Here is a 22,810-nt window from a genome sequence, read left to right as displayed (position 1 = left end):
GACCACCACCATTGAGCACCACTACAAGGTCGTGGATAACGGAAAGCCACGAACCATTGTTCTGAATCTTCTTGGGTCGCGGTTGAATTATCCCAAACCCGAGACGTTCTCCGAAGATCAGTATAAAAAAATAGCGATGGAGCTAGATGTTGAGGTTGCTGCTGTTAAGGCGATTGTCCAGCAGGAGTCAGGGGGGCATCCGTTTCTGGAAAATGGACTGCCATCCATTCTGTACGAGAAGCGCCATTTTTTTGATCTTGCTGTGGCAAAGCAAGAGGCAAAAAATTCTCCTAAGAAGGATGCAAAAAAGAAAAAAACTCCGACGAACCCCTACCCGGGATATCCTGATTTATGTTTTAAAGGGCCAGATAATTATGGACCAGGTGGCTTGCATCAATATGAGAAGCTTGTGCGCGCAGCAGCACTAGATTTCGAAATTGCGATAAAAGCATGTTCGTGGGGTGGATTTCAAATACTTGGAGAGTACTACGCCGATTGCGGCTGCGCTACTGCGTTTGAATTTGCGAACAAGTTTCTGGCGGGTACTGATGGGCAGGTGGAGATATTTGCCGCTTTTATGAAAAACGTAAAACCAGCGGCAGTTAAGGGGTTGAGGGAACATAACTGGGAGAAGGTTGCAAGCGGATATAACGGCAACGGTTGGCAGACCCAGAATCCTGATTATGCAGCTAATTTGGGTAAATATTATGATCAATTTAAGTAAAATATTTACTGGTGCTGTTTTTGCGCTCGCGATGGCTGCGCGGGGATTTGCAGGGGAGGCTATTTTATTTGATGATCCGAGTTTGATAGCATATCGGGATGATGGTCGAATTTATGGGCTTTATGATGCCCAAAATGAAAAATTTTCATGTAATTTCCTCTTTTTTGAGAAAAGCGATGGCACATCAAATTCTGTCATTGATGGCTATACCGATACGAAGCTGTTGACATTTATCCCTGATGGAGATTCTTTTGAATTCTCGAATAGGGATCGAGACTTTGATATAGATGGGGATCTGTATCGCCGCGAAGATGAGTGGATAATCAGAACCTCTAGTGGACAAGCTGGATGCGAAAATTCGGCAGGAGGATTCATCTTTAAACTCGGAAGTATGGAGGCTATTAAGTATCACATTGCCCGGAAGTTTTCATCATCGGGTATTCGGATCGTAAGGAGCAAGACGCTCTTATACGATCGTCGCGGAAAGGAATTTTTTACCAGGAGAGGCTATCTCGCGAAATGGAATGCGGTCGTTGTTCTTGAATCTCAGAAACAATATTCACTGATACGGTTTTCAGATCCGCGATTAAACGTCGAATCCTACGGGCGGGTCACAACAGGTTGGGTTCACACGTCTGATCTCGTAAATCCGCTCCCTCCCGAAGCCAAACATTAAAGAGAACCTTAATGATCAATCTCATCCGGCTTGGCGATACGACAGATCACGGTGGTGAATTCGTCACCGCCTCCGAAACCATGCGCTACAAGGGCGTCCGTGTCGCGCGCAAGGGCGACGAGGTGAAGTGTCCGCAGCACCCCGGCGTAAGCCCGAACGTGATTCTCGAAGGCGATCCGAAGATACGTGACAAAGGTGTACCGGTCACCCGCCAAGGCCATCACGCCACCTGCGGATGCAGCCTGATTTCCAGTATCGAGTGATGTACCCGGGCCACGCGCACATGCGGCCCTATCATCCATGAGGTAAATCGATGGACCGGATAAAACCCGGGGTTGCCCTTCCCATCGAACTGATCGATCGGTTGCAGGCCACGGCCCTGGAAATACGGGTTCTTCGCGCTAATGCGCCGGATCAACACGAACCCGGTCATCGATCCGGTCGGCACGGCCAGCCTGCCCGCAACGGAACCCTTCAAGATCGGCCAGAAGCCGAGCCTGATCTTCGCACCCAGCGAGATCGCGGACGTGCGGGTGGTCAATGGCAAGCTGCGCATCCGCCTCTACAGCCTGGGCATGTTCGGGCCGAACGGTGCGCGCTGCCGCTGCACGTCACCGAGATTGCACGCGAGCGCGAAGAACTGCGGGGCGACCCGAGACTGTACAACTTCATCAACATTTTCCACCACCGCTCACTCACGCTGTTCTACCGCGCCTGGGTATCGGCGCAGTCCGCGGCGAGCCTCGACCGGCCCGATGACGACCGCTTCTCGTTCTACATCGGCTGCCTGTCCGGGTGCTCGCCCCGGCATGACCGTACCGTCTCCCTGCCACCGCATGCGCCTGTTGGCCGCGCCGCATCTGGTGAGCAAGGCCCGGAATGTCGATGCGCTGGCCATGTCGGTGGCTCACCATTTCGGTGTCCCGGTACGGATCGAGGAATACTCGGACCACTGGATCGCGCCGCCGCCGGAGCTGAAATGCAGGATGGGACAGCAGGGTATGTCGGCAAGCCCTGGACGCGGGGCGATCCTGGGCGGGCATGTGCTGGACAGGCGGCACCGCTTCTGCATGGTGATCGGGCCACTCGACATGGCGGACTACCACCGCTTCACCCCACGGGGAGATAGCCTGCTGCGCCTGGTGGCGTGGGGGCAGACGTAAGTTGCAGATCAAACCGCATTGCGAGCCGCCTGCGATGATGGGCGACTCACACCAGTTCGGCTGGTCGGCATGGCTGGGCGAGTCACCCGGCGGCGAACCGGTTGTCGGCATGCGCTTCGAGCCTGAACAGTACCTGGCGCAGATCGTGCATAACGCAGGGAAGCCTCAGGGCGGCGGGAGAAACCAATGAACCCGATGGGTCTGGCGGACAGCTTGAGTGAGCAAATCACGGAGATGATTCCGGCATTCGAACAGCAGCATGGTTGCATGCCCGCCGCGCTTATCTTGCATCCGACCCATGCCGATGCGTTCGCCCACGAACCCGAGCCTGGTTCTGAACTGCTCGACAGGGTGAGCATCATCGTGTCCCCACTCTTCGAGCCTCTCGTGCCGGTGGGCCAGCAGGGCAACAATCACGAGCTGTAGCCCTATCATCACGCGCTGTGGGGAACGGACTTTCCCCGCACGTGCTCACGTGCAGCGCAGCATCAACAGGTAAGCTATCGGCGTATTGTTGCGACGAAGGTTTCCCGGCAGCGCAACGCGTGGGGAAACGTGGGGAATGGATGTTTGGGGCTGTGTGGGAAACGAAAATTCCCCCACTCGTTGCCTGTAAAGGCTTGTGGCGCGGCCCTGTGCAGTGAGGAAGATGAGTTATCCCCACTTTTTCTGGACAACCCTGTGCATATCTCCCTGACACCACGACCAAGCCCCTGAACCCAAAGAAAATCCTCCCCAAGCCACGCAACCGGGCCCGCCGCCCGCAAAGACCCTAAAGATCGTATGGAATATGCCGTTAACTTTGCAGTGATGTAAGGCCCTCAGCGGCCCGCCTGCAAGGAATCCCATGCGCAACAACCAGCCCGTCACGCAACACGAATACGACTTCCCCGCTTCGCAAATGCTCGTCTCGGCCACCGACCTGAAAGGCCGCATCGAGTACTGCAACCCCGCGTTCATCGCCGTTTCCGGTTTCAGCCGCGAAGAGCTGATCGGCCAGCCGCACAACATCATCCGTCACCCGGACATGCCGGCCGTTGCCTTCGCGGACATGTGGAGCACCATCCGCGAAGGCCGCCCCTGGACGGCGCTCGTGAAAAACCGCCGCAAGAGCGGCGACCATTACTGGGTGCGGGCAAACGTCACCCCGGTCTCCGAACAAGGCACCGTGGTGGGTTATCTGAGCGTGCGCGTGAAACCTTCGCGCGACGAGATCCGCGAGGCCGAAGCCCTCTACGCGAAGATGCGCGAAGGCACGTTGGGCGGCGTGCGCCTGCGCCGCGGCGCGATCGTGCGCACGGGCCTCGCAGGCGCCGTGCAGGCGCTGCTGCGCGTGCCCATCGCGACACGCATCGCCATGGGTTATGGCGGCGTGCCCGCCATCTTCGCTCTCGCGGGCGTCGCCGCCTGGCAGGGCCTGCCGCCGCTGCCGTTCTGGGGCGCCTTCGGCGTCGCGTCCCTCTGCAGCGCCGTGGCCTGGTGGCTCACCACGCGCCATCTCGGCGCGCCGCTCGACCAGATGACCGTCGCCTCCACGCGCATGGCCGCCGGCGACCTCACCGCCACGCTCACGATCACCACGAGCGACGATCTGGGCGAAGTGCTGCAGGCACTCAATCAGTTGCAGGCCAACCTCACGGCCATCGTGTTCGACGTGCGCGCGCAGATCGACGGCATGCTCGACGCGGCGCACGAAATCTCGAGCGGCAACGTCGATCTGTCGCGCCGCACCGAACTCCAGGCGGCTTCGCTCGAAGAAACCGCCGCGACGATGGATCAGCTCACCGCCACCGTGCAGGCCAACGCGGAAGCGAGCACGCGTGCGCTCGACCTCGCGCGCGAAGCGCAGGCCGCCGCCGCGGAGGGCGGCTCGATCGCCGGCCAGGTCGAGCGCACCATGGCCGGCATCAACGATGCCTCGCGGCGCATCAGCGACATCGTCGGCGTGATCGACGGCATCGCGTTCCAGACCAACATCCTCGCGCTGAACGCCGCCGTCGAGGCCGCGCGCGCGGGCGAGGCGGGCCGTTCGTTCGCCGTCGTGGCGGGCGAGGTGCGCATGCTCGCGCAGCGTTGCGCGGCATCGGCCAGGGAGATCAAGCACGTGGTCGACGCGAGCGTGAACGAGATCGCCCAGGGCACGCATCTGGTCGCGCGGACCACGGCGCAGATGCACGCCATCGACGAAGCCGTGAGCCGCGTTTCGTCGATCATCGTCGAGGTCGCGAACGCAAGCGGCGAGCAGGCCGAGGGCATCCGCCAGGTGAACCAGGCCGTGGCGCATCTCGACAGCGCCACGCAGCAGAACGCGGCGCTCGTCGAACAGGCGGCCGCCACGGCGCAGCGCCTCGCCGAGCAGGCCGACGTGCTCGACGAAGCGGTGCGCCTCTTCACCGTCGCTGGCACGCAGACCGCGCGGCGCGGCCCCGCGCGCACGACGCGCGCAGCCGCGGCTGTCGCGACCGAAGAGGCCGAAACGGAAGCCGCATAAGCGGCATCGGCGGAACAAGGGCCAGCCCAAAGCGGACAAGCAACGCAATTGATCTGAAATATCGGCGTAAGTCCCATCTCGACACCCGCGGTCCCCGCCCGCACCATTTCACTCGTCGGTCGCTCGCTCGCACGCGCGCGGGCCGATCCGAGTAACAACGGCGTTTCGACGGCTCGTCCGGCATGACCGGGCGAGCCGATCTTTTTTGGCGACAAAGGTGAGAATTTTCGGGAACCGGGCGAGGCCGTGCGGGAGCCGGATTGCGTCACGGTCGTGACAAAAGCTCATCGCCCGCCGCACCGTTGCAGGGCATGCAAAAAGATGCGGCACGCCCTGGAGTCGCGTTAAACTGGCTGGCCGGGGCCTCGCTGCGGCGCCAACCCACAGTGTGCGCCCGCGCTCACAGGGGATAAGACGCGGCGTGGCCGACCCCGTACAATGGCTCGACCAATCAACGCACGAGGACAACATCAATGCGCACGACCGGGTCTTCAGGAACCATGACCCTGCTCACCGAGCATGACGACGCGACCGGGCGCGAACTGCGTTCGCTACGTCTCGAATCGGCGGCCGACGGCAAGAGCCTGCTGCTGATCGAAGTCGACGAACGCAAGCCGGGCATACACCGCGAAGTGCGTTATGAAATCACGCCTGCGGAATTGATCGCGGCCATCCGCGCGCAAGGCGCCGAGTTGCCGGGGGAATCCCACAGCCGTTAGGTCCGCTCAATCCGTAAGTCCATATAAGCCCGTAAGCCGCCCGACAAACCGTCAGGCGGCGCCATCGCATTTCGCCCGCGCCCGTCCGGCCCGGGCGCTCCGCAGCCGCCCGGGGCGCCCGGGCCGGACGGGCGCACTGCTTCGCATTGGCCGCATCGGCTCGTACCCTGCCGGTTTTCATGCCGGTTTCCGGGCCCGTGGCGGCGCATGGCGCGCCTCGCTTGCACGCCTTCGAAATGCGTCCATAATCGTTACGTTACCCTCTCACTCTCCGCCCCCACGGCGACGGAAGTAAGCCGATGCTACATGACCTCGTCGAGCAGTACGGGCCTGCTCTCGTGTTTGCAAACGTGCTGGCCGCATCGCTGGGTTTGCCCGTCCCCGCGATGCCGGTGCTCGTGCTGTTCGGCGCGATGGCCGCCATGCATCCCGGTTCTATCGGGCAACTGGTGGGGCCCGTGCTCGTGCTCGCCGTCTTCGCCACCCTGATCGGCGACAGCGTCTGGTTCCTCGCCGGCCGGCTCTACGGCGGCAACACGCTCAAGACGCTCTGCAAGCTCTCGCTTTCGCGCGACACCTGCGTGAAGAAGACCGAACGTTTCTTCGGACGCTGGGGCGTGCGCGTGCTCGCCGTCGCGAAGTTCATTCCGGGGCTCTCGATCGTCTCGGTGCCGATGGCCGGGGCGATGGGCACGCCCTACCGGCAGTTCCTCGGCTTCGACGCCATCGGCGCCACGCTCTGGTCCGGATCGGGCCTCGTGATCGGCGTGCTGTTCGCGCCGCAAATCGACATGCTGCTCGCGGGCGCGAGCCGCCTCGGCCGCCTCGCCGCCGTCGTGGTCCTCGTGCTGCTCGCGCTCTACACGCTCTACCGGTGGCAGCGCCGCCGCCAGCTCATCAAGAAGCTCGCGAACGCCCGCATCACGGTAGACGACCTGTTCCGCGCGATGGGTGCCAAGCCGCCTCCCGTCGTCTTCGACATCCGTTCGGCAGAAAAACGCAAGCTCGATCCGTACATCATTCCGGGAGCGATCTTCGCCGACGAGCGGCAGTTGGGCGAAATTCTCGACAAGTATCCGCGCGACCGCAAGCTCGTGATCTACTGCTCATGCCCCAATGAGATTTCCGCGGCATGGATGGCGAAGGCGCTCGCGCAGGCCGGCTTTGTCGACGTGGTGCCGCTCCTCGGCGGAATCGACGCCTGGCGCGACTCGGGCCACCCCATCGAGTCGCTGGTCGCCGCCCCCTGCGAAGAGATGGCGGTGCAGATCACGCCGAAGCCCGTGTGACCCGCGCACCGGGCCGACGGCGTGTGGGCGTAACGCCGTCGGCCGCCGGTCCGCCAGCAGGTCCACCCATTCGTCCACGCATGTGTCCGCATGTTCGCCCGGCCCGGCATCGTTCGGGCCGACCGCACGAGGAGAACCGCCAGATGGGCACCATCAACGAAGCCGAGGTCAATCGCGCCGACGTGGAAGCACCGCCGGCCGACGCGCCTTATTCGTCGCTTTCCACGCGGCGCCACCAGATGTTCCCCATCCTCACCGACGAGGAGATCGAACGCCTGCATCGCTTCGGCGTCGTGCGCGAGTGGGCGCCGGGCGAATTGCTCTTTCGCACGGGCGAAACCGGCGCCGGCATGTTCGTCCTGCTCGCCGGCTCCGTGAAGGTGTATCAGCGCGACGGATTCGGCCGCGAAATGCACATCAACGAACATCATCGCGGCTCGTTCCTCGCCGAGGTCGGCCAGCTCTCGGGCGGCCCCTCGCTCGTGGACGGCGTGGCGCTCGAGCCAGTCGTTGCCCTGCTGATTCCGCCGGAGCGCCTGCGCGCGGCCATCATCGCCGAAGCGGAACTGGGCGAGCGCATCATGCGCGCGCTGATCCTGCGCCGCGTCGCGCTCATCGAGAAAGGCGCCGGCGGCCCGATCCTCGTCGGCCAGCACGACGATCCCGCGCTGGTCTCGCTGCAAGGCTTTCTCTCGCGCAACGGCCACCCGTACAGCGTGCTCGACGAACACGACACCTGCATGCTGAACGTGATCGAACGGTACGCCGCACGCCCGGAAGACCTGCCGATCGTGATCTGCCCCGACGGCACCGTGCTGCGCCGCCCCTCCGCGCCGGAACTGGCGACCTGCCTCGGCCTGTTGCCCGAACTCGACGACCACCGCGTCTATGACGTCGCCGTGATCGGCGCCGGCCCCGCCGGACTCGCGACCGCCGTGTACGCGGCCTCAGAAGGGCTTTCGGTGATCGTGCTCGACGGCCGCGCGCCGGGCGGCCAGGCGGGCGCGAGCTCGCGCATCGAAAACTATCTGGGCTTTCCCACCGGCATCTCGGGCCAGGCGCTCGCCGGGCGAGCGTTCGTGCAGGCGCAGAAGTTCGGCGCGCACGTCGCGATTCCGGTGCGGGCGCAAAGGCTGCACTGCGACGAGCGGCCCCTGCGGCTCGAAACGTGCAGCGGCAACGTGTGCGCCCATACCGTCGTGATCGCGAGCGGCGCCGTGTACCGGCGCCCGGCCATCGCCGGGCTCGACCGCTACGAAGGGCATGGCGTCTACTACTGGGCGTCGCCCGTCGAGGCCAGGCTCTGCAAGCACGAAAACGTCGTGCTCGTGGGCGGCGGCAACTCGGCCGGCCAGGCCATCGTGTATCTCGCGTCGCACGCGCGCCAGGTGGACGTGCTGATCCGCAAGGCCGGCTTCGAGTCGACGATGTCGCGCTACCTGATCGACCGTATCGCCTCGCTGCCGAACGTGAACGTGCATCCGCACAGCGAAATCGGCGCGCTCGACGAGGACGACGCCGGGCTCGCCTCAGTCCTGCTCAAGTCGCCGTGCCCAGCCGGCTTCGATCGCTTCGACGCGCGCCATCTGTTCCTCTTCACGGGCGCCGACCCGAATACCGCGTGGCTGCGCGCCTGCGGCGTGGAGCTCGATCCGCACGGCTTCGTGCTCACCGGCAGCGACGACGCGTCGTGCAGCCTCGCGACTTCCGTGGACGGCGTCTACGCGATCGGCGACGCACGCGCGGGCTCGACCAAGCGCGTCGCGGCGGCGGTGGGCGAAGGCGCGGCCGTGGTCGCGCAGATCCACCAGTTGCTCGCCGCGATGCCGGCGCAGGTGCCCGTGACGGCGGGCGCCCATGCGTGACGAAACGGCGCTCGACGCCGATACGCAAACGCTACCTGCGGGCACGGGCTCGACGCTCACGCTGCCGCTCGCGGCGGCGCGCACGCTGCACCTCGCGGCCCAAGGTCTCCTCGCCCCGCCGCGCCGCAAGGCGACGAAAGCCGATGTGCTCGGCGCGATCCGCCGCATGGCGCAACTGCAGATCGACACGATCCATGTGGTCGCGCGCAGCCCCTATTTCGTGCTGTTCTCCCGCATCGGTGCGTACGAGCCGCGCTGGCTCGACGAGCACCTCGCCGAAGGACGCCTCTTCGAATACTGGGCGCACGAGGCCTCGTTCGTGCCGATCGAAGACTATGGGCTGCTGCGTCACCGCATGCTCGACCCTTCGGGCATGGGCTGGAAGTACGCGGCCGAGTGGCATGCGAAGCATCGCCGCGAGATCGACGCGCTGCTCGAGCGCATCCGCGCGCAGGGCGCCGTGCGCTCGTCCGACTTCGCGCGCGCGAAGGGCGAGAAAGGCAGCGGCTGGTGGGACTGGAAGCCGGAAAAGCGCCACCTGGAAGTGCTGTTCGCCACCGGCGCGCTGATGGTCGCTCAACGGCACAACTTTCAGCGTGTCTACGACGTGATCGAGCGCGTGCTCCCCCACTGGAACGACGCGCGCGATCTGCCGACACGCGCCGACGCCGAACGCGCGCTGCTCCTGCACACCTGCCGGGCGCTGGGGGTGATCCGCGCGGACTGGGCTGCCGACTACTACCGTCTGCCGCGCCGCCCATATGTCGACGCGCTGCATGCGCTCGCCGATGCGGGCGAGTTGCTGCCGGTGCGCGTGGAGGGCTGGAAACACGACGCATTCGTTCATCGCGAGTTCGCGCCGCTGATCGAAGAGGCCGCGAGCGGCAGACTCGCCTCCACGGTCACGACCTTGCTCTCGCCATTCGACCCGGTGATCTGGGACCGCAAGCGCGCGACGGCCCTGTTCGACTTCGACTATGCGATCGAATGCTACCTGCCAGCCGCGAAGCGCAAGTACGGTTACTTCGTACTACCGATATTGAGCCGGGGACGGCTGGCAGGCCGGATCGACGCGAAGGCGCACCGGGCACAGCAGGTGTTCGAAGTGAAGTCGCTGCATCTGGAACCGGGCGTGCGCATGAGCGCCCGGTTCGTGACCGACCTGCGTCGCGCGCTGGAGCGTTGCGCCAACTGGCACGGCACGCCGGAACTGCGCGTCGGCACCGCGCCGGACGGCCTGGCCGAAGCCTTGCTGGCCGGATGAAGCGGGCGGCGGCGCTTGCCGCGCCGCCGCCATGAAGCCGCTGCCGTGATTAGCGGTCGAGCCGCGCCCGCAGTTCGCGTGCGGCTTCCAGGAGGCCCACGTAACCGGAACGCGCATGCTCGGGCAGATCCGGATCGCCCACGAGCGCACCCAGTGTCTCCACGAGGCTGTACACGAGCCCCTTGGCCGCGCCCGCTGCAATCTTGCCGGACTTCACACCTTCGTCGACGTGCGTAAACGCCGCGTTCAGATGTTCCAGATCGGGCTGTGCCGGGGCGTTGCCCGGCGATTGAGCGTCCTGCTTTTGTGTATCGTCGCTCGCCATGATGAACCGTTTCTCCTGGGTGACATGTAATCGAAAAAATCCTGCATTTCTTTTATATACCCAACACCAGCGCACGTCCATGTGCCCTCGCGCATGGTTCCCGAATCTTCTCACCTTTGCGGCGCTCGCGCGATGGCGAGTCGCACGCAACGCCAGCGCCTGTTTTGCCGCCAATCAGAAAAGGCCTTGAAAACAAGGCCGAATCGGGAATCCGGAGGTAAGACGGGTCTTGCAAACGCCGTACCGTAAAGCGCGCGCGTGCCACCTTCCTCGCCCCCCGAAAAAGCTCACCTCATGCCAGGCGCCATCGCCAGGGCTCGTCCGCCGACACTGCGGCGCATGCTGGCCATTGCGGCTCGCGTGCCATTTCATCCCTTGTTTCAAGGCATTTTCCCGTGTTGCAGGGATATCGGATGACAACGGCAATGCGCGCAACGGTGCGCCGTCCCCTCTTCGCCGACTCACTCCCGGAAAGGCTCACCTATGGCCTGACGCCCTGCCTTGACGTTGCCACGAGCGATCTCCAGACTGTGCGGGTCGCAGCACGCCCGCCAATCCCCGCCTGGATGCCATGAGCTCGATCACACCCTTCGTCCCCGACCGCTTTCGCCACGCCGCCCCGCATTATCTGCTGGGCCGCCCGGCCTATTCGCCCGCGCTGATTCGCCGCGTCGCCCAGCACGTCGGGCTCGACGGCACCCAGCGTCTGCTCGACCTCGGCTGCGGCCCCGGCCAGCTCTCGCTCGCGTTCGCGAGCTGGGTCGCGAACGCCGTCGCCATCGATCCCGAGCCCGCGATGCTCGACATCGCGTCGCAGTTCGGCGCGGGCATCGCGCCTAACATCGAATACCGGCAAGGCAGTTCGTACGATCTGAACACCACGCTCGGCACGTTTCATCTGGCCGTGATCGGCCGCGCGTTTCACTGGATGGACCGCGACGATACGCTGGCGCGCCTGGATACGATCCTGGCCGCTCGCGGCGCCGTCGCGCTCTTCGGCACCGCGCATCTGGACGACCCGCTGCGGCCCTGGGCGGCGCAATACCGCACGCTGCTCGACGAATACGCGAACGAAGATCCGGCGCGCGCGCAGCGCAAGTCCGCGCAGTGGGAAAGCCATGGCGACGTGCTGGCGCGCTCCGCTTTTACGGCGATCGAGCGTGTATCGGTGATCGAGTACCGGCGCGTCAGCGCAGAGCAATTGAAAGCACGACCGCTTTCGATGTCGAGCCTCTCGCGCGAGCGCCTGGGCGAAAAGCTCGACACGCTGCTTTCGCGCATCGACGCCCTCGTCGACGAGCACGCCAGCGACGACGGCTGGCTGACCGAGCGCATCGAATCCACCGCGACGCTCGCGAGGCGAGCGCCGGCCTGAATCCGAAGGCGTATTGCGGTATCGTATGACGTGTCACGAAGGCCAAAACCGAAGCCGACACGAGGAAACCCGCGATGAGCTACGCCACGACCGCCCCCGCACGCAAAGAGATCGACGCGATGGCGGGCCCCGCCGTGCTGGAATTCGGCACGAACTGGTGCGGCTACTGCCAGGGCGCGCAGCCGTTGATTGGCGAAGCGTTCTCGCGGCATCCCGGCGTGCGCCGCATCCAGGTGGAGGACGGCCCGGGCCGCGCGCTCGGCCGCTCGTTCCGCGTGAAGCTGTGGCCCACGCTGATCTTCCTGCGCGACGGCGCGGAGGTCGCGCGCGTGGTGCGCCCCACCAAGGCCTTCGAACTCGATGACGCGTTCGCCTCGCTCGCCTGACGCATCCGGCGCGGCGGCGCTTCAAATCCATCCGGCTGGTGCGGCGCTCCCGTAAATCCTCACCTGCGCGCGCCGCGTCATGCGTCCCGCGCCACCTTTGTTTTTACTCCAGACCCGCCAGCAGGTCATCGACCGCGCGATATACGCGCTCCACCACGTCGCGTCCCACTTCCTCTTCGAGCGCCGCGTAGCGCGCCTCCAGTTCCTTCGAAATCGCCTTCACGAGCTGATGGCTCTTCCTCGTCAGCGAGACGAGCACGCGCCGCTGGTCTTCCGCGAAGCGTTCCTTCGTCACGAGCCCTAGCGCCTCCATGCGCGCCAGCACCCCGGCCATGCTCGGGCTCGATATCGTGCAGATATCGGAGATCTGGCGCGGCTCCAGCGGACCGCTTTCGTTGAGCGCGCGGATCACGCGCCACTGCTGCTCGGTCAAACCGTGCGAGGTGATGAGCGGACGAAACCGCTCCATCATTTTTTCGCGGGCGCGCAACAGCAGCATCGGCAGGTTACGGTGCGCCACGCGGGTGGAGGACGGCGAGGTATCGGACATGATGGCTTCGGCTCGAAGAAGATGCGCGACCAGGGGAAACCCGCAAATCCCGCATCGACTGGTTGACGACGGATGATAGCAAGCGCACTATTACTAACATCTTAGTATTTTCGTGAAAGCGAAGCCAGTCATGTTTCCGGTAGCCGATCATCTGATCCACGTGCAAGGCGAAGCGCTGCCCCGCGACGTGGACGCCCGTGCCGTACGCACGCTGCTGGCCTCGGGGGCGCATTGCCGCGCGCCCGTGGGCGGCGCGGTCTACGGCACGCTGCTCAACGACCGCGCCGCGCTAGCGGCGCTGGGCGAGGCGGTCAACGCTGCGCCCTACAAGGCCCCGCCGCGCGCACCTGTGCTCTATCTGAAGCCGCGCAATACGCTCGCCGGTCATGGCGCACGCGTGATCGTGCCCGGCGAGGAAGGCGTGCAGGTGGGCGCGTCGCTCGGCATCGTGATCGGGCGCACCGCTGCGCGCGTGGCCGCGGCCGATGCCTTCGATTACATCGCGGGCTATACGCTCGTCGCGGATCTGAGCGTGCCGCATGCGAGCGTCTATCGGCCGTCCGTGCGCTTTCGCGCACGCGACAACTTCTGCGTAATCGGCCCCGCCGTGGTGGCGCGGCGCCACGTCGCCGATCCCGACAACCTCGCGATCTCCGTGCAGGTCGACGGGGAAGCCCCCTTCACGGCCAGCACCGCCACGACCGTGCGCGGCGTCGCGCAACTCCTCGCCGACGTCACCGACTTCATGACGCTCGCCGCCGGCGACGTCATCACGCTGGGCGTGCCGCACGGCGCGCCGGTGGTCCGCGCAGGCGCGCGCGCCACGCTCGCCATCGGCGACTGGGCCCCGCTCGCGATCGACTTCGTCGCAACGGAAGCGACCCAACCCGCACAAGGAGTACCAGCATGATGCGCGGCCGCGTTGCCTATGCAGGCGCCATTCACGAGGCCATGCCGCACGGCGGCCAGGTGCGGCTCGCCGACGGCCGCGTGCGCGACGAGCACGAAGTCGTCTGGCTCGCGCCGTTCGAACCCGGCACGATCTTCGCGCTCGGCCTGAACTATGCCGAGCACGCGAAGGAACTCGCGTTCTCGAAGCAGGAAGAGCCGCTCGTGTTCCTCAAGGGACCGGGCAGTGTGATCGGCCACCGCGGCGTCACGCGCCGCCCCGGCGATGTGACCTTCATGCACTACGAGTGCGAGCTGGCCGTCGTGATCGGCCGCACGGCGCAGCAGGTAAAGCGCGAAGACGCCATGCAGTACGTGGCCGGCTACACGATCGCGAACGACTACGCGATCCGCGACTATCTCGAGAACTACTATCGTCCGAACCTGCGCGTGAAGAACCGCGACGGCGGCACCGTGCTCGGTCCGTGGTTCGTCGATGCCGCCGATATCGCCGACGTCAACGCGCTCGAACTGCGCACCTTCGTCAACGGCGAACTGAAGCAGCGCGGCAACACGCGCGACCTCGTGACGGGCATTGCCGAACTGATCGAATATCTGAGCAGCTTCATGACGCTCGCCCCCGGCGACGTCATCCTGACCGGCACGCCCGAAGGCGTCGTCAACGTGAACGCAGGCGACGAAGTGGTGTGCGAAATCGACGGTCTCGGCCGTCTTGTCAACACGATTGCGTCCGACGCCGAATTCGGGCGCGCAACGCCAAGGTAAGAGAACCATGCGAGTCGAACATCTGATCAATGGCGAGGCGCACGCCGGCCGCGACTACTTCGAAACCGTGAACCCCGCGACGCAGGAGGTGCTGGCCGAAGTCGCGCGCGGCGGCGGCGCCGAGGTCGAGCTCGCGGTGCGCGCTGCGAAGGACGCGTTCCCCGCGTGGGCCGCAAAGCCCGCCGCCGAGCGCGCGAAGGCGATCCGCAAGCTAGGCGAGCTGATTGCGAAGAACGTGCCGGAAATTGCGTTGACGGAAACGAAGGACACGGGCCAGACGATCTCGCAAACGGGCAAGCAGCTCGTGCCGCGCGCCGCCGACAATTTCAGCTACTTCGCCGAAGTCTGCGCGGCCGTGGACGGCCACACCTACCCCACGAGCACGCACCTGAACTACACGCTGTTTCATCCGGTGGGTGTGTGCGCGCTGATCTCGCCGTGGAACGTGCCGTTCATGACGGCGACCTGGAAGGTCGCGCCCTGCCTCGCGTTCGGCAACACGGCCGTGCTGAAGATGAGCGAACTCTCGCCGCTCACGGCTTCGATGCTCGGCCAGCTCGCGCTTGAAGCGGGCATTCCGAAAGGTGTTCTGAACGTCGTGCACGGCTACGGCCAGGAAACGGGCGAGCCGCTCGTCGCGCATCCCGACGTGCGTGCCGTGTCGTTCACCGGATCGACCGCGACCGGCAACCGCATCGTCCAGAGCGCGGGCCTGAAGAAGTTCTCGATGGAGCTGGGCGGCAAGTCGCCGTTCGTGATCTTCGACGACGCCGACTTCGAGCGCGCGCTCGACGCCGCCGTTTTCATGATCTTCTCTAACAACGGCGAGCGCTGCACGGCGGGCTCGCGCATTCTCGTGCAACGTTCGATCTATGCGAAGTTCGCCGAACGCTTCGTCGAGCGCGCGAAGCGCATCACGGTGGGCGATCCGCTCGACGAGAAGACGATCGTCGGTCCGATGATCAGCCAGGGGCATCTCGCGAAAGTGCGCAGCTATATCGAGCTCGGGCCGAAGGAAGGCGCCACGCTCGCGTGCGGCGGCCTCGACGCGCCCGCGCTGCCCGACGCCATGAAGAACGGCAACTTCGTCCAGCCGACGGTGTTCCTCGACGTCGACAACCGCATGCGCATCGCGCAGGAAGAGATTTTCGGGCCGGTTGCGTGCCTGATTCCGTTCGAGGACGAAGCCGACGCCATCCGCCTTGCCAACGACATCGCCTACGGCCTCTCCAGCTATGTCTGGACCGAGAACACGGGCCGCGCGCTGCGCGTGGCCGCCGCGATCGAGGCGGGCATGTGCTTCGTGAACAGCCAGAACGTGCGCGACCTGCGTCAGCCGTTCGGCGGCACGAAAGCATCGGGCGTGGGACGCGAAGGCGGTACCTGGAGCTACGAAGTGTTTCTCGAGCCGAAGAACGTCTGCGTTTCGATGGGCTCGCATCATATTCCGCATTGGGGTGTATGAAATGGGCAAACTCGCGCTGGCCGCCAAGGTCACACACGTACCGTCGCTGTATCTGTCCGAACTCGACGGGCCGCACAAGGGCTGCCGCCAGGCCGCCATCGACGGCCATCACGAGATCGGCCGCCGTTGCCGCGAGCTGGGCGTCGACACGATCGTCGTGTTCGACGTGCACTGGCTCGTCAACAGCGAATATCACATCAACTGCGCGCCGCGCTTCGAAGGCGTCTATACGAGCAACGAGCTGCCGCATTTCATCAAGAACATGCCGTACGCCTACCCCGGCAACGCCGGGCTCGGCCACCTGATCGCGGACGTCGCCAATGAAATGGGCGTGAAAACGCGTGCGCACAGCGAGACGACGCTCGACCTCGAATACGGCACGCTCGTACCCATGCGCTACATGAACCCCGACCAGCACTTCCGCTGCGTCTCGGTGGCCGGCTGGTGCATGTGGCACGACCTCGCCACGAGCGCGCGTTTCGGCCTCGCCGTGCGGCGCGCGATCGAAGAGCGCTACGACGGCACGGTGGCGATCCTCGCGAGCGGCTCGCTTTCGCATCACTTCGCGAACAACGGCACGGCCGACCAGTTCATGCACAAGGTCTGGGACCCGTTCCTCGAACAGACCGACCGCCACGTGGTCTCGCTCTGGGAACGCGGCGACTGGAAGACGTTCTGCGAAATGCTGCCGATGTACAACGAGAAGTGCTGGGGCGAAGGCGGCATGCACGACACCGCCATGCTGCTGGGCGCGCTCGGCTGGGACCGCTACGAAGGCCGCGCCGAAATCGTCACGCCCTACTTCGGCAGCTCCGGCACGGGGCAGATCAATGCGATCCTGCCCGTGACGCCGCTTTCTGCCTGATTGCTGGAGGATTCATCGTGCCGCACCTCACCCTCGAATACAGTGCCAATCTCGCCGATGCAACGAGCGTCGGGAAGCTTTGCGAAACGCTCGCGCACGTGCTCGACGCGCAGCGCGACGAAGCCGGCGCCCGCGTCTATCCGCGCGGCGGCATCCGCACGCGCGCTTTGCGCTGCGAGCAATACTTCGTCGCCGACGGCAATCCGCAGAACGCCTTCCTGCACGGTTGCCTGAAAATCGGCGCGGGCCGCTCGCCGCAGGTGCGCAAGGCCACGGGCGACGCGCTCTTCGAAGCCATCAAGCAGCACTTCGCCGAAGCCTTCGCCTCGCACGGGCTCGCACTCTCGCTGGAGATCGTCGAATTCAGCGAAGAAGGCGCGTGGAAGCACAACAACCTGCACGCCCGCCTGAAAGGCTGAATCACCGCCTACGACAGGAACGAACAAGAAACCACAGGACTCCGATATGCTGGATCAGCACATCATCCGCGAGCTGGCCGCGCAGCTCGACGAGGCGGAACGCACGCGCACGCCGCTGCGCCACTTCTCCCGCGCGCACCCCGAGATGACCATCGACGATGGTTACGCCATCCAGCGCGAGTGGGTCAAGCTCAAGCTCGCCGCCGGGCACACCATCAAGGGGCGCAAGATCGGCCTCACCTCGCGGGCGATGCAGCGTTCTTCGCAGATCGACGAACCCGATTACGCGCCGCTGCTCGACAGCATGTTCATCGAAGCGGGCAGCGACATCCGCGCGGACCGCTTCATCGCGCCGCGCGTGGAGGTGGAGCTCGCCTTCGTGCTGAACCGCCCGCTGCAAGGGCCCGGCGTCACGCTCTTCGACGTGCTCGACGCCACCGCATGGGTGACGCCCGCCATCGAGATCATCGATGCGCGCATCGAGCAGTTCGACCGCGAAACGAAGGCGCCACGCAAGGTGTTCGACACGATCTCCGACTTCGCCGCGAACGCGGGCGTCGTGCTGGGCGGCCGCCCGGTGAAGCCGCTAGACGTCGATCTGCGCTGGGTGGGCGCGCTGCTCTACAAGAACGGCGCCGTGGAGGAAAGCGGGCTCGCCGCCGCGGTGCTCAATCATCCGGCGACGGGTGTCGCCTGGCTCGCCAACAAGATCGCGCGCCACGACGAGCAGCTCGAAGCGGGCGACGTGATCCTGAGCGGGTCGTTCACCGCGCCCATCCCCGCGCGCGCGGGCGACACGTTCCATGCCGATTACGGTTCGCTTGGCGGCATCGGCTTCAATTTCATCTAATCCCGCGACTTCGACAGTGCCATGACCGCTCCCGCGAACCCCTTCAAGCGCGCGCTCGCCGAGCAGCGCCGGCAGATCGGCCTGTGGGCCGCGCTCGCCGACTCGTACGTCACCGAACTGCTCGCCGGTACGGGCTTCGACTGGCTCCTCATCGACGGCGAGCACGCGCCCAACGACCTGCGCAGCACGCTCGCGCAACTCCAGGCCGTCGCGCCGTATCCCACGCATCCAATCGTGCGGCCCGTGCGCAACGACAGCGCGATCATCAAGCAACTGCTCGACATCGGCGCGCAGACGCTGCTCATCCCGATGATCGAAAACACCGACGACGCGCGCAATGCCGTGGCGGCCACGCGCTATCCGCCGTTAGGGATTCGCGGCGTGGGCAGCGCGTTGGCTCGCGCGTCGCGTTGGAACGGTTCGTCCGACTATCTTCATGGCGCCGTCGACGAATTGTGCGTGCTGGTGCAGGTGGAGACCGCACACGCGCTCGCGCAACTCGACGCGATTGCCGCAGTGGAAGGCGTGGACGGTGTGTTCTTCGGCCCGGCCGACCTCAGCGCCTCGATGGGTCTTATCGGGCAGCCGGGCGCCCCGGCCGTGCGCGAGGCGATCTGCAAAGGCATACGCGCCGTACGCGAACGCGGGCTGGGCGCGGGCGTGCTGGCCGCCGATCCGGTCATTGCTGCCGAATATATCGATGCGGGGGCAACCTTCGTCGCGGTGGGCAGCGACGTGGCGCTGCTCGCGCGCGGCGCCAGCGACCTTGCCGCGCGCTTTCGCGAACGCGCCGCGTAAGCTCCCGGCGAAAACCGGGCCGGCGCGCTCAGCCGGCCCGCGGTCGGCCCTCCACTCGGCCCTCAGTCGGCCTCACCGCACCGCTCGACGAGCTTCGCGAGCACCGTGCCCAGCACGTCGCGTTCGTGCTCGCTCAGCAGGGAAAGAAAGTCGTCGTTGCCTGCCTTCGAGATGGCCGTGGCGCGACGCCAGGTGCTACGCCCCTTCGGCGTGAGCGCGACGAGCACGCCGCGCGCGTCCGCCTCGTTGGACTTTTTCGCGAGCAGACCCTTGCGTTCGAGTACGTCGGTCGCGCGGCTCGCCTGACTGCGGTCGAGATTCGACGCCCGCCCGAGATCCGACACCGAAATCGGCCCGAAGGCCCCCACGCTGATAAGAAGCCGAGCTTCGGTCAACGAAAGTCCGAGCGCCGAATCGAACGCCTCGGCCAATGCACGGTCCGTGTGCTTCTTCAGCACATGCAGCCGGTAAGTGAACAGTTCCTCGATCCCGTTTTTTGTCGTCATGATCCGTCTCTTGTCCCGTCGTCCCGCCGCGGCACCGCGACCGCACCGCGCCTGGCAACCGCGTTAGCATACCATCGGCATACGTCTTTTCCAGGGACGGCTCACCCCCCATATTGATGCTTGCACACGCATTTATTTGACGCTAACATCGTCCCCATGACAGCCCGGTAAGGAAACGACCATGAGCGAGACACAACGGCACGCACGCCCCGACTGGTGCGATGCGCAGGAATGGGATGCGCGCGTGCGGCTTGCAGCCATGTACCGCGTGTTTCATCTGCTGGGCTGGACCGAGCTGATCTTCAACCACATCACGCTGCGCGTGCCGGGGCCGCAGAAGCATTTCCTGATCAATCCGTTCGGCCTTACGTATGACGAAATCCGGGCCTCGAACCTCGTGAAGATCGACCTGGACGGCAATATCCTGAGCCCGGGTGCATGGCCGATCAATCCGGCCGGCTTCGTGATCCACAGCGCGATCCACGCGAACGTCGAGGACGCGCACTGCGTGATGCACACGCACACCACAGCCGGGCTGGCCGTGGCGTGCATGGAAGACGGGCTCTCGTACACCAACTTCTATTCCGCGCAGCTGCACGACATGGTCGCGTATCATGATTTCGAAGGTATTACGGTGCACGACGAGGAGAAGGCGCGCATCCTGAAGTCGATGGGCGACAGGCGGCTCCTCATCCTGCGCAATCATGGCCTGCTCGCGCACGGCGTGAGCCTCGCGCATGCATTCGCCCTGCTGTGGACGCTCAATCGCGCCTGCGAAGTTCAGGTGCTTACCGACTCCATGCGCGGCAAGCCGCTTGCGATCGATCCGGCCATCACGGCGCAGGCCACGCGCGACGCCCTGCAGTTTTCGCCCGAACACGGCGCGGGCGAGAACGTGCTCGCCGCGCTGATCCGGCGCGCCGAACGGCTCGACCCCTCATACAAGGAGTAAGCGTTGGCTACCTCTCACCCCGGCATCACCGTCGTCGGCGCGGGCGCCATCGGCGGACTCGTCGCGGCCCGGCTCGCGCGCGCCGGCATCGCAGTCAACGTGCTGGCGCGCGGCGCGCAGCTCGAAGCGATCCGCCGCGACGGGCTCACGGTCGTCGAAGGCGACACGCGCTTTACGGCGCGCGTGAACGCCACCGATAACCCGGCATCGCTCGGCCCGCAGAATCTGCTCCTCGTCTGCCTGAAAGGGCAGGCGCTCGTGCAGGCCGCGGCATCGCTCGCGCCGCTCGTCGGACCCGGTACGCACATCGTCTCCGCCATGAACGGCGTACCGTGGTGGTTCCTCAACGACTTTGGCGGCACGCACGCCAATGGCCGGCTCGAAGCGGTCGATCCGGGCGGCGTCGTGTCGGCCGCGCTGCCGCCAGGGCAGGCGTCGGGCTGCGTCGTGCATCTATCCTCGTCGATCGCCGCGCCCGGCGTGATCCGCAGGGGCAACGGCAATCGCTTGATCGTCGGGCCCTCCGCGCCGCATCTCGCGCAGCGCGCCGACGAAGCACGCGTGCTGCTCGCAAGTGCGGGCTTCGACGTGGTGGCGCCCGAGTCGATCCAGGACGAAATCTGGGCAAAGCTGTGGGGCAACATGACGATGAACCCCATTAGCGCGCTCACGCGTTCGACCGCCGATGTGATCCTCGACGATCCGCTCACGGCGGGCCTCGTCGCGGCCGTCATGTCGGAGGCTCGCGCGATAGGCGAAGGCATCGGCATACGCCTCGCGATGACGATCGAGGAACGCAATGCGGTTACGCGCAAGCTCGGCGCGTTCAAGACCTCGATGCTGCAGGACGTGGAGGGCGGACGCTCGCTCGAAGTCGAGGCGCTACTGGGCGCACCGTACGAGCTCGCGCAGCGCACCGGCGTGGCAGCGCCCTCGCTCGGCATGCTGTACGGGCTCGCCCGCCAACTCGATGCCAATCTCGAGGCGGCTCGACGGGGTGGCTGAAGGCTAGATCAATCCGAGTGCCGAAGCCTTTAACGTCGCCGCCGCGCGGGTCGAGCATTCGAGCTTGCGAAACGCGCTTTCGACATGGGTGCGAACGGTGCTCGGACTCAGATCGAGTTCCCGCGCCGCTTCCTTGTTGCTCGCGCCGCGGCTGATCGAACGCAGCACGTCGATTTCGCGCGCGGACAGCCCCGCCCTTTGCCGCCCGCGCGTGCCACGCGGCGGCGCGTCTTTCAACGCGATCAGCGCTTCCACGACGTCGGCGTCGAAGCGTCCCTCTGCCGCTTCAAGGCGCAATCGCTGAGCGACTTCGGTCCGCGGCACCGCAGCGCCCGCGAGTCGTTCAGGGAATCCCGTGCCGTCCCACGCCTCGAAAATATGCCGCAGCGCGGCTTCGGAGGCGGAGGCGGAGGCGGAGGCGGAGGCGAAGCGCAGCATCCGCGCGACCTCGCCGGAGACCTCGCAGTGAATCTGCGCGAGCGGGCCGATCACGGTATTGACACCGCCTTGCAGATCGAGCGGCTTCGCCCAGTCCGGCCGCGCCGCAAGCATCGCCGCCAGGCGATAACCCGGGTCGGTCATTTGACCGATACCGGCAGGGCCGCCCGGCTGCGATGCTCATGGCCAGTTCAACCCCTGGCAAGGAATCCACCATGAACCCGCTGTTGAAGAAGTGCCTGGCGTCCGCGTTGCTGCTCGGTAGCCTGGCTGGTAGCCTGTTTTCCGTCTCCGCGGCGCACGCCGCCCCCGGTCAGGACCTGAAGGGCAAGAACGTCGTGCTCGTGCACGGCGCATTTGCCGATGGATCGAGCTGGGACAAGGTGATCCCGCTGCTCGAAGCGCGAGGTCTGCACGTAGTGGCCGTGCAGAATCCGTTGAGTTCGCTTGCCGACGACGCCGCGGCAACGAAACGCGTGATCGACGCGCAGAACGGCCCGGTCGTGCTGGTCGGACACTCATGGGGCGGCGTCGTAATTACCCAGGCGGGCAATGACGACAAGGTGAAAGCGCTCGTCTACGTGGCCGCGTTCGCGCCCGACAATGGCCAGTCGATCAACGACATGCTCAAGGGCAAGCCCGCGCCCGTGTGGGCCGGCGCGCTGCGCAAGGATTCGGCGGGCTTCCTGACCTTGTCGACGGATGCGATCGTGCACGATTTCGCGCAGGACCTGCCGGAAGCGCAGGCGCGCGTCGTCGCCGCGACGCAGGGCCCCTGGTTCTCGGGCTGCACGGACGACAAGGTCACCGACGCGGCCTGGCACAAGAAGCCGTCGTGGTTCGTCGTGACGGGGCAGGACCGGATGATCGACCCGGCCGCGCAGCGGGCCATGGCCAGCCAGATTGGCGCAACGGCGATCGGCGTGAATGCCAGTCACGTTGTGATGCTGAGCCAGCCGCGCAAGGTTGCGGACGCAATCCTCGCCGCGGCGGAGAAGGTGCAATAACCGC

25 protein-coding genes and 3 pseudogenes are annotated in these 22,810 nt (G+C 65.4%); 24 read left to right on the top strand and 4 right to left on the bottom strand.

Going from position 1 to position 22,810, the window contains the following annotated elements:
- The 12 genes and pseudogenes from V8683_RS23370 to V8683_RS23315 form a co-directional block, all read left to right on the top strand.
- A partial coding sequence (locus V8683_RS23370; protein ID WP_462880680.1) for an N-acetylmuramidase family protein occupies nt 1-724 on the top strand: 724 nt, incomplete at its 5' end.
- Entirely contained in the window at nt 708-1,400 is a 693-nt protein-coding gene (locus V8683_RS23365) for a hypothetical protein (protein ID WP_411191824.1), read from the top strand. The genes V8683_RS23370 and V8683_RS23365, both read left to right, overlap by 17 nt.
- A gap of 11 nt (nt 1,401-1,411) precedes the next feature.
- A complete protein-coding gene (locus V8683_RS23360) occupies nt 1,412-1,663 on the top strand; it encodes a PAAR domain-containing protein (RefSeq protein ID WP_411191825.1) in 252 nt (83 codons plus the stop codon).
- Between the two features lie 141 nt (nt 1,664-1,804).
- A pseudogene (locus tag V8683_RS23355) lies at nt 1,805-1,936 on the top strand (type VI secretion system baseplate subunit TssG); the annotation flags it as partial.
- Between the two features lie 62 nt (nt 1,937-1,998).
- A pseudogene (gene tssG, locus V8683_RS23350) lies at nt 1,999-2,563 on the top strand (type VI secretion system baseplate subunit TssG).
- 1 nt (nt 2,564) lies between these two features.
- Complete coding sequence (locus V8683_RS23345; protein ID WP_411191826.1) at nt 2,565-2,753, top strand: hypothetical protein; 189 nt, start codon at nt 2,565-2,567, stop codon at nt 2,751-2,753.
- Complete coding sequence (locus tag V8683_RS23340) at nt 2,750-2,989, top strand: hypothetical protein (protein ID WP_411191827.1); 240 nt, start codon at nt 2,750-2,752, stop codon at nt 2,987-2,989. The genes V8683_RS23345 and V8683_RS23340 overlap by 4 nt, the downstream gene beginning before the upstream one ends.
- A 421-nt stretch (nt 2,990-3,410) precedes the next feature.
- Complete coding sequence (locus V8683_RS23335) at nt 3,411-5,054, top strand: methyl-accepting chemotaxis protein (protein WP_411191828.1); 1,644 nt, start codon at nt 3,411-3,413, stop codon at nt 5,052-5,054.
- Between the two features lie 473 nt (nt 5,055-5,527).
- Nucleotides 5,528-5,773 carry a hypothetical protein gene (locus tag V8683_RS23330; protein ID WP_411191829.1) on the top strand — a complete coding sequence of 82 codons (246 nt, stop codon included), beginning with the start codon at nt 5,528-5,530 and terminating at the stop codon, nt 5,771-5,773.
- A gap of 299 nt (nt 5,774-6,072) precedes the next feature.
- Nucleotides 6,073-7,062 (top strand): DedA family protein/thiosulfate sulfurtransferase GlpE, encoded by a 990-nt coding sequence (locus V8683_RS23325; RefSeq protein WP_411191830.1) that lies wholly within the window; start codon nt 6,073-6,075, stop codon nt 7,060-7,062.
- Nucleotides 7,063-7,205: 143 nt separating this feature from the next.
- Nucleotides 7,206-8,927 carry an FAD-dependent oxidoreductase gene (locus V8683_RS23320; protein WP_411191831.1) on the top strand — a complete coding sequence of 574 codons (1,722 nt, stop codon included), beginning with the start codon at nt 7,206-7,208 and terminating at the stop codon, nt 8,925-8,927.
- Nucleotides 8,920-10,191 carry a winged helix-turn-helix domain-containing protein gene (locus tag V8683_RS23315; protein ID WP_411191832.1) on the top strand — a complete coding sequence of 424 codons (1,272 nt, stop codon included), beginning with the start codon at nt 8,920-8,922 and terminating at the stop codon, nt 10,189-10,191. Before V8683_RS23320 ends, V8683_RS23315 begins: the two co-directional genes overlap by 8 nt.
- 49 nt (nt 10,192-10,240) lie before the next feature.
- Here V8683_RS23315 and V8683_RS23310 read toward each other — a convergent pair whose 3' ends face one another.
- Nucleotides 10,241-10,516, bottom strand: a complete 276-nt coding sequence (locus tag V8683_RS23310; protein ID WP_411191833.1) for a hypothetical protein — start codon at nt 10,514-10,516, stop codon at nt 10,241-10,243.
- 571 nt (nt 10,517-11,087) lie between these two features.
- On the opposite strand from V8683_RS23310, the gene V8683_RS23305 reads away from it, so the two are divergent.
- Together V8683_RS23305 and V8683_RS23300 are read left to right on the top strand one after the other, a co-directional pair.
- Entirely contained in the window at nt 11,088-11,891 is an 804-nt protein-coding gene (locus V8683_RS23305; RefSeq protein ID WP_411191834.1) for a class I SAM-dependent methyltransferase, read from the top strand.
- A 74-nt stretch (nt 11,892-11,965) separates the two neighbouring features.
- Complete coding sequence (locus tag V8683_RS23300) at nt 11,966-12,277, top strand: thioredoxin family protein (protein WP_411191835.1); 312 nt, start codon at nt 11,966-11,968, stop codon at nt 12,275-12,277.
- Nucleotides 12,278-12,380: 103 nt separating this feature from the next.
- On the opposite strand, the gene hpaR is transcribed toward V8683_RS23300, so the two are convergent.
- On the bottom strand, nt 12,381-12,776 hold the full coding sequence (gene hpaR / locus V8683_RS23295; RefSeq protein WP_411192531.1) for a homoprotocatechuate degradation operon regulator HpaR: 396 nt from the start codon (nt 12,774-12,776) through the stop codon (nt 12,381-12,383).
- Nucleotides 12,777-12,957: 181 nt separating this feature from the next.
- On the opposite strand from hpaR, the gene V8683_RS23290 reads away from it, so the two are divergent.
- From V8683_RS23290 to hpaI, 7 genes are read left to right on the top strand one after another with little or no spacing between them, the layout of a single operon-like run.
- Nucleotides 12,958-13,737: a fumarylacetoacetate hydrolase family protein gene (locus V8683_RS23290; protein WP_411191836.1), complete on the top strand. Its 780-nt coding sequence runs from the start codon at nt 12,958-12,960 to the stop codon at nt 13,735-13,737.
- Nucleotides 13,734-14,501, top strand: coding sequence for a fumarylacetoacetate hydrolase family protein (locus V8683_RS23285; RefSeq protein WP_411191837.1), 768 nt, complete (start codon nt 13,734-13,736; stop codon nt 14,499-14,501). The genes V8683_RS23290 and V8683_RS23285 overlap by 4 nt, the downstream gene beginning before the upstream one ends.
- A 7-nt stretch (nt 14,502-14,508) precedes the next feature.
- A complete protein-coding gene (gene hpaE / locus V8683_RS23280) occupies nt 14,509-15,966 on the top strand; it encodes a 5-carboxymethyl-2-hydroxymuconate semialdehyde dehydrogenase (protein ID WP_411191838.1) in 1,458 nt (485 codons plus the stop codon).
- Nucleotide 15,967: 1 nt separating this feature from the next.
- The gene (gene hpaD, locus V8683_RS23275; protein WP_411191839.1) at nt 15,968-16,831 is read left to right on the top strand and encodes a 3,4-dihydroxyphenylacetate 2,3-dioxygenase; all 864 of its coding nucleotides are present in this window, start codon (nt 15,968-15,970) and stop codon (nt 16,829-16,831) included.
- Nucleotides 16,832-16,848: 17 nt separating this feature from the next.
- Nucleotides 16,849-17,250 (top strand): 5-carboxymethyl-2-hydroxymuconate Delta-isomerase, encoded by a 402-nt coding sequence (locus V8683_RS23270; protein ID WP_411191840.1) that lies wholly within the window; start codon nt 16,849-16,851, stop codon nt 17,248-17,250.
- A gap of 46 nt (nt 17,251-17,296) precedes the next feature.
- Nucleotides 17,297-18,100 carry a 2-oxo-hept-4-ene-1,7-dioate hydratase gene (gene hpaH, locus V8683_RS23265; RefSeq protein ID WP_411191841.1) on the top strand — a complete coding sequence of 268 codons (804 nt, stop codon included), beginning with the start codon at nt 17,297-17,299 and terminating at the stop codon, nt 18,098-18,100.
- Between the two features lie 21 nt (nt 18,101-18,121).
- On the top strand, nt 18,122-18,898 hold the full coding sequence (gene hpaI, locus V8683_RS23260; protein ID WP_411191842.1) for a 4-hydroxy-2-oxoheptanedioate aldolase: 777 nt from the start codon (nt 18,122-18,124) through the stop codon (nt 18,896-18,898).
- Nucleotides 18,899-18,960: 62 nt separating this feature from the next.
- Here the strand turns inward: hpaI and V8683_RS23255 are convergent, their stop codons facing one another.
- Entirely contained in the window at nt 18,961-19,404 is a 444-nt protein-coding gene (locus tag V8683_RS23255) for a MarR family winged helix-turn-helix transcriptional regulator (protein WP_411191843.1), read from the bottom strand.
- A gap of 181 nt (nt 19,405-19,585) precedes the next feature.
- On the opposite strand from V8683_RS23255, the gene V8683_RS23250 reads away from it, so the two are divergent.
- A complete protein-coding gene (locus V8683_RS23250; protein WP_411191844.1) occupies nt 19,586-20,356 on the top strand; it encodes a class II aldolase/adducin family protein in 771 nt (256 codons plus the stop codon).
- A gap of 3 nt (nt 20,357-20,359) precedes the next feature.
- On the top strand, nt 20,360-21,361 hold the full coding sequence (locus tag V8683_RS23245; RefSeq protein WP_411191845.1) for a 2-dehydropantoate 2-reductase: 1,002 nt from the start codon (nt 20,360-20,362) through the stop codon (nt 21,359-21,361).
- Between the two features lie 3 nt (nt 21,362-21,364).
- Here V8683_RS23245 and V8683_RS23240 read toward each other — a convergent pair.
- Nucleotides 21,365-21,667 (bottom strand): annotated as a pseudogene (locus V8683_RS23240) (response regulator transcription factor); the annotation flags it as partial.
- Nucleotides 21,668-22,014: 347 nt separating this feature from the next.
- Between V8683_RS23240 and V8683_RS23235 the strand changes: the two are divergent.
- Nucleotides 22,015-22,806, top strand: coding sequence for an alpha/beta fold hydrolase (locus V8683_RS23235; RefSeq protein WP_411191846.1), 792 nt, complete (start codon nt 22,015-22,017; stop codon nt 22,804-22,806).
- Nucleotides 22,807-22,810: the final 4 nt, after the last annotated feature.

The organism is Paraburkholderia sp. AV2 (genome assembly GCF_054968425.1).
Note: the sequence above shows the minus strand (reverse complement) of the source record. Positions and strands in the feature narration are given on the sequence as shown.

Excerpts from the sequence above, each read along its gene's own strand:
- V8683_RS23250 (WP_411191844.1), top strand. The coding sequence starts at position 19,586 with ATGAGCGAGACACAACGGCACGCACGCCCCGACTGGTGCGATGCGCAG.
- V8683_RS23290 (WP_411191836.1), top strand. The coding sequence starts at position 12,958 with ATGTTTCCGGTAGCCGATCATCTGATCCACGTGCAAGGCGAAGCGCTG.
- V8683_RS23320 (WP_411191831.1), top strand. The coding sequence starts at position 7,206 with ATGGGCACCATCAACGAAGCCGAGGTCAATCGCGCCGACGTGGAAGCA.
- V8683_RS23360 (WP_411191825.1), top strand. The coding sequence starts at position 1,412 with ATGATCAATCTCATCCGGCTTGGCGATACGACAGATCACGGTGGTGAA.
- V8683_RS23310 (WP_411191833.1), bottom strand. The coding sequence starts at position 10,516 with ATGGCGAGCGACGATACACAAAAGCAGGACGCTCAATCGCCGGGCAAC.
- hpaE (WP_411191838.1), top strand. The coding sequence starts at position 14,509 with ATGCGAGTCGAACATCTGATCAATGGCGAGGCGCACGCCGGCCGCGAC.
- V8683_RS23365 (WP_411191824.1), top strand. The coding sequence starts at position 708 with ATGATCAATTTAAGTAAAATATTTACTGGTGCTGTTTTTGCGCTCGCG.
- V8683_RS23255 (WP_411191843.1), bottom strand. The coding sequence starts at position 19,404 with ATGACGACAAAAAACGGGATCGAGGAACTGTTCACTTACCGGCTGCAT.
- V8683_RS23335 (WP_411191828.1), top strand. The coding sequence starts at position 3,411 with ATGCGCAACAACCAGCCCGTCACGCAACACGAATACGACTTCCCCGCT.
- hpaI (WP_411191842.1), top strand. The coding sequence starts at position 18,122 with ATGACCGCTCCCGCGAACCCCTTCAAGCGCGCGCTCGCCGAGCAGCGC.
- hpaD (WP_411191839.1), top strand. The coding sequence starts at position 15,968 with ATGGGCAAACTCGCGCTGGCCGCCAAGGTCACACACGTACCGTCGCTG.
- hpaH (WP_411191841.1), top strand. The coding sequence starts at position 17,297 with ATGCTGGATCAGCACATCATCCGCGAGCTGGCCGCGCAGCTCGACGAG.
- V8683_RS23315 (WP_411191832.1), top strand. The coding sequence starts at position 8,920 with ATGCGTGACGAAACGGCGCTCGACGCCGATACGCAAACGCTACCTGCG.
- V8683_RS23235 (WP_411191846.1), top strand. The coding sequence starts at position 22,015 with ATGAACCCGCTGTTGAAGAAGTGCCTGGCGTCCGCGTTGCTGCTCGGT.
- V8683_RS23300 (WP_411191835.1), top strand. The coding sequence starts at position 11,966 with ATGAGCTACGCCACGACCGCCCCCGCACGCAAAGAGATCGACGCGATG.
- V8683_RS23325 (WP_411191830.1), top strand. The coding sequence starts at position 6,073 with ATGCTACATGACCTCGTCGAGCAGTACGGGCCTGCTCTCGTGTTTGCA.
- hpaR (WP_411192531.1), bottom strand. The coding sequence starts at position 12,776 with ATGCTGCTGTTGCGCGCCCGCGAAAAAATGATGGAGCGGTTTCGTCCG.
- V8683_RS23305 (WP_411191834.1), top strand. The coding sequence starts at position 11,088 with ATGAGCTCGATCACACCCTTCGTCCCCGACCGCTTTCGCCACGCCGCC.
- V8683_RS23330 (WP_411191829.1), top strand. The coding sequence starts at position 5,528 with ATGCGCACGACCGGGTCTTCAGGAACCATGACCCTGCTCACCGAGCAT.
- V8683_RS23285 (WP_411191837.1), top strand. The coding sequence starts at position 13,734 with ATGATGCGCGGCCGCGTTGCCTATGCAGGCGCCATTCACGAGGCCATG.
- V8683_RS23340 (WP_411191827.1), top strand. The coding sequence starts at position 2,750 with ATGAACCCGATGGGTCTGGCGGACAGCTTGAGTGAGCAAATCACGGAG.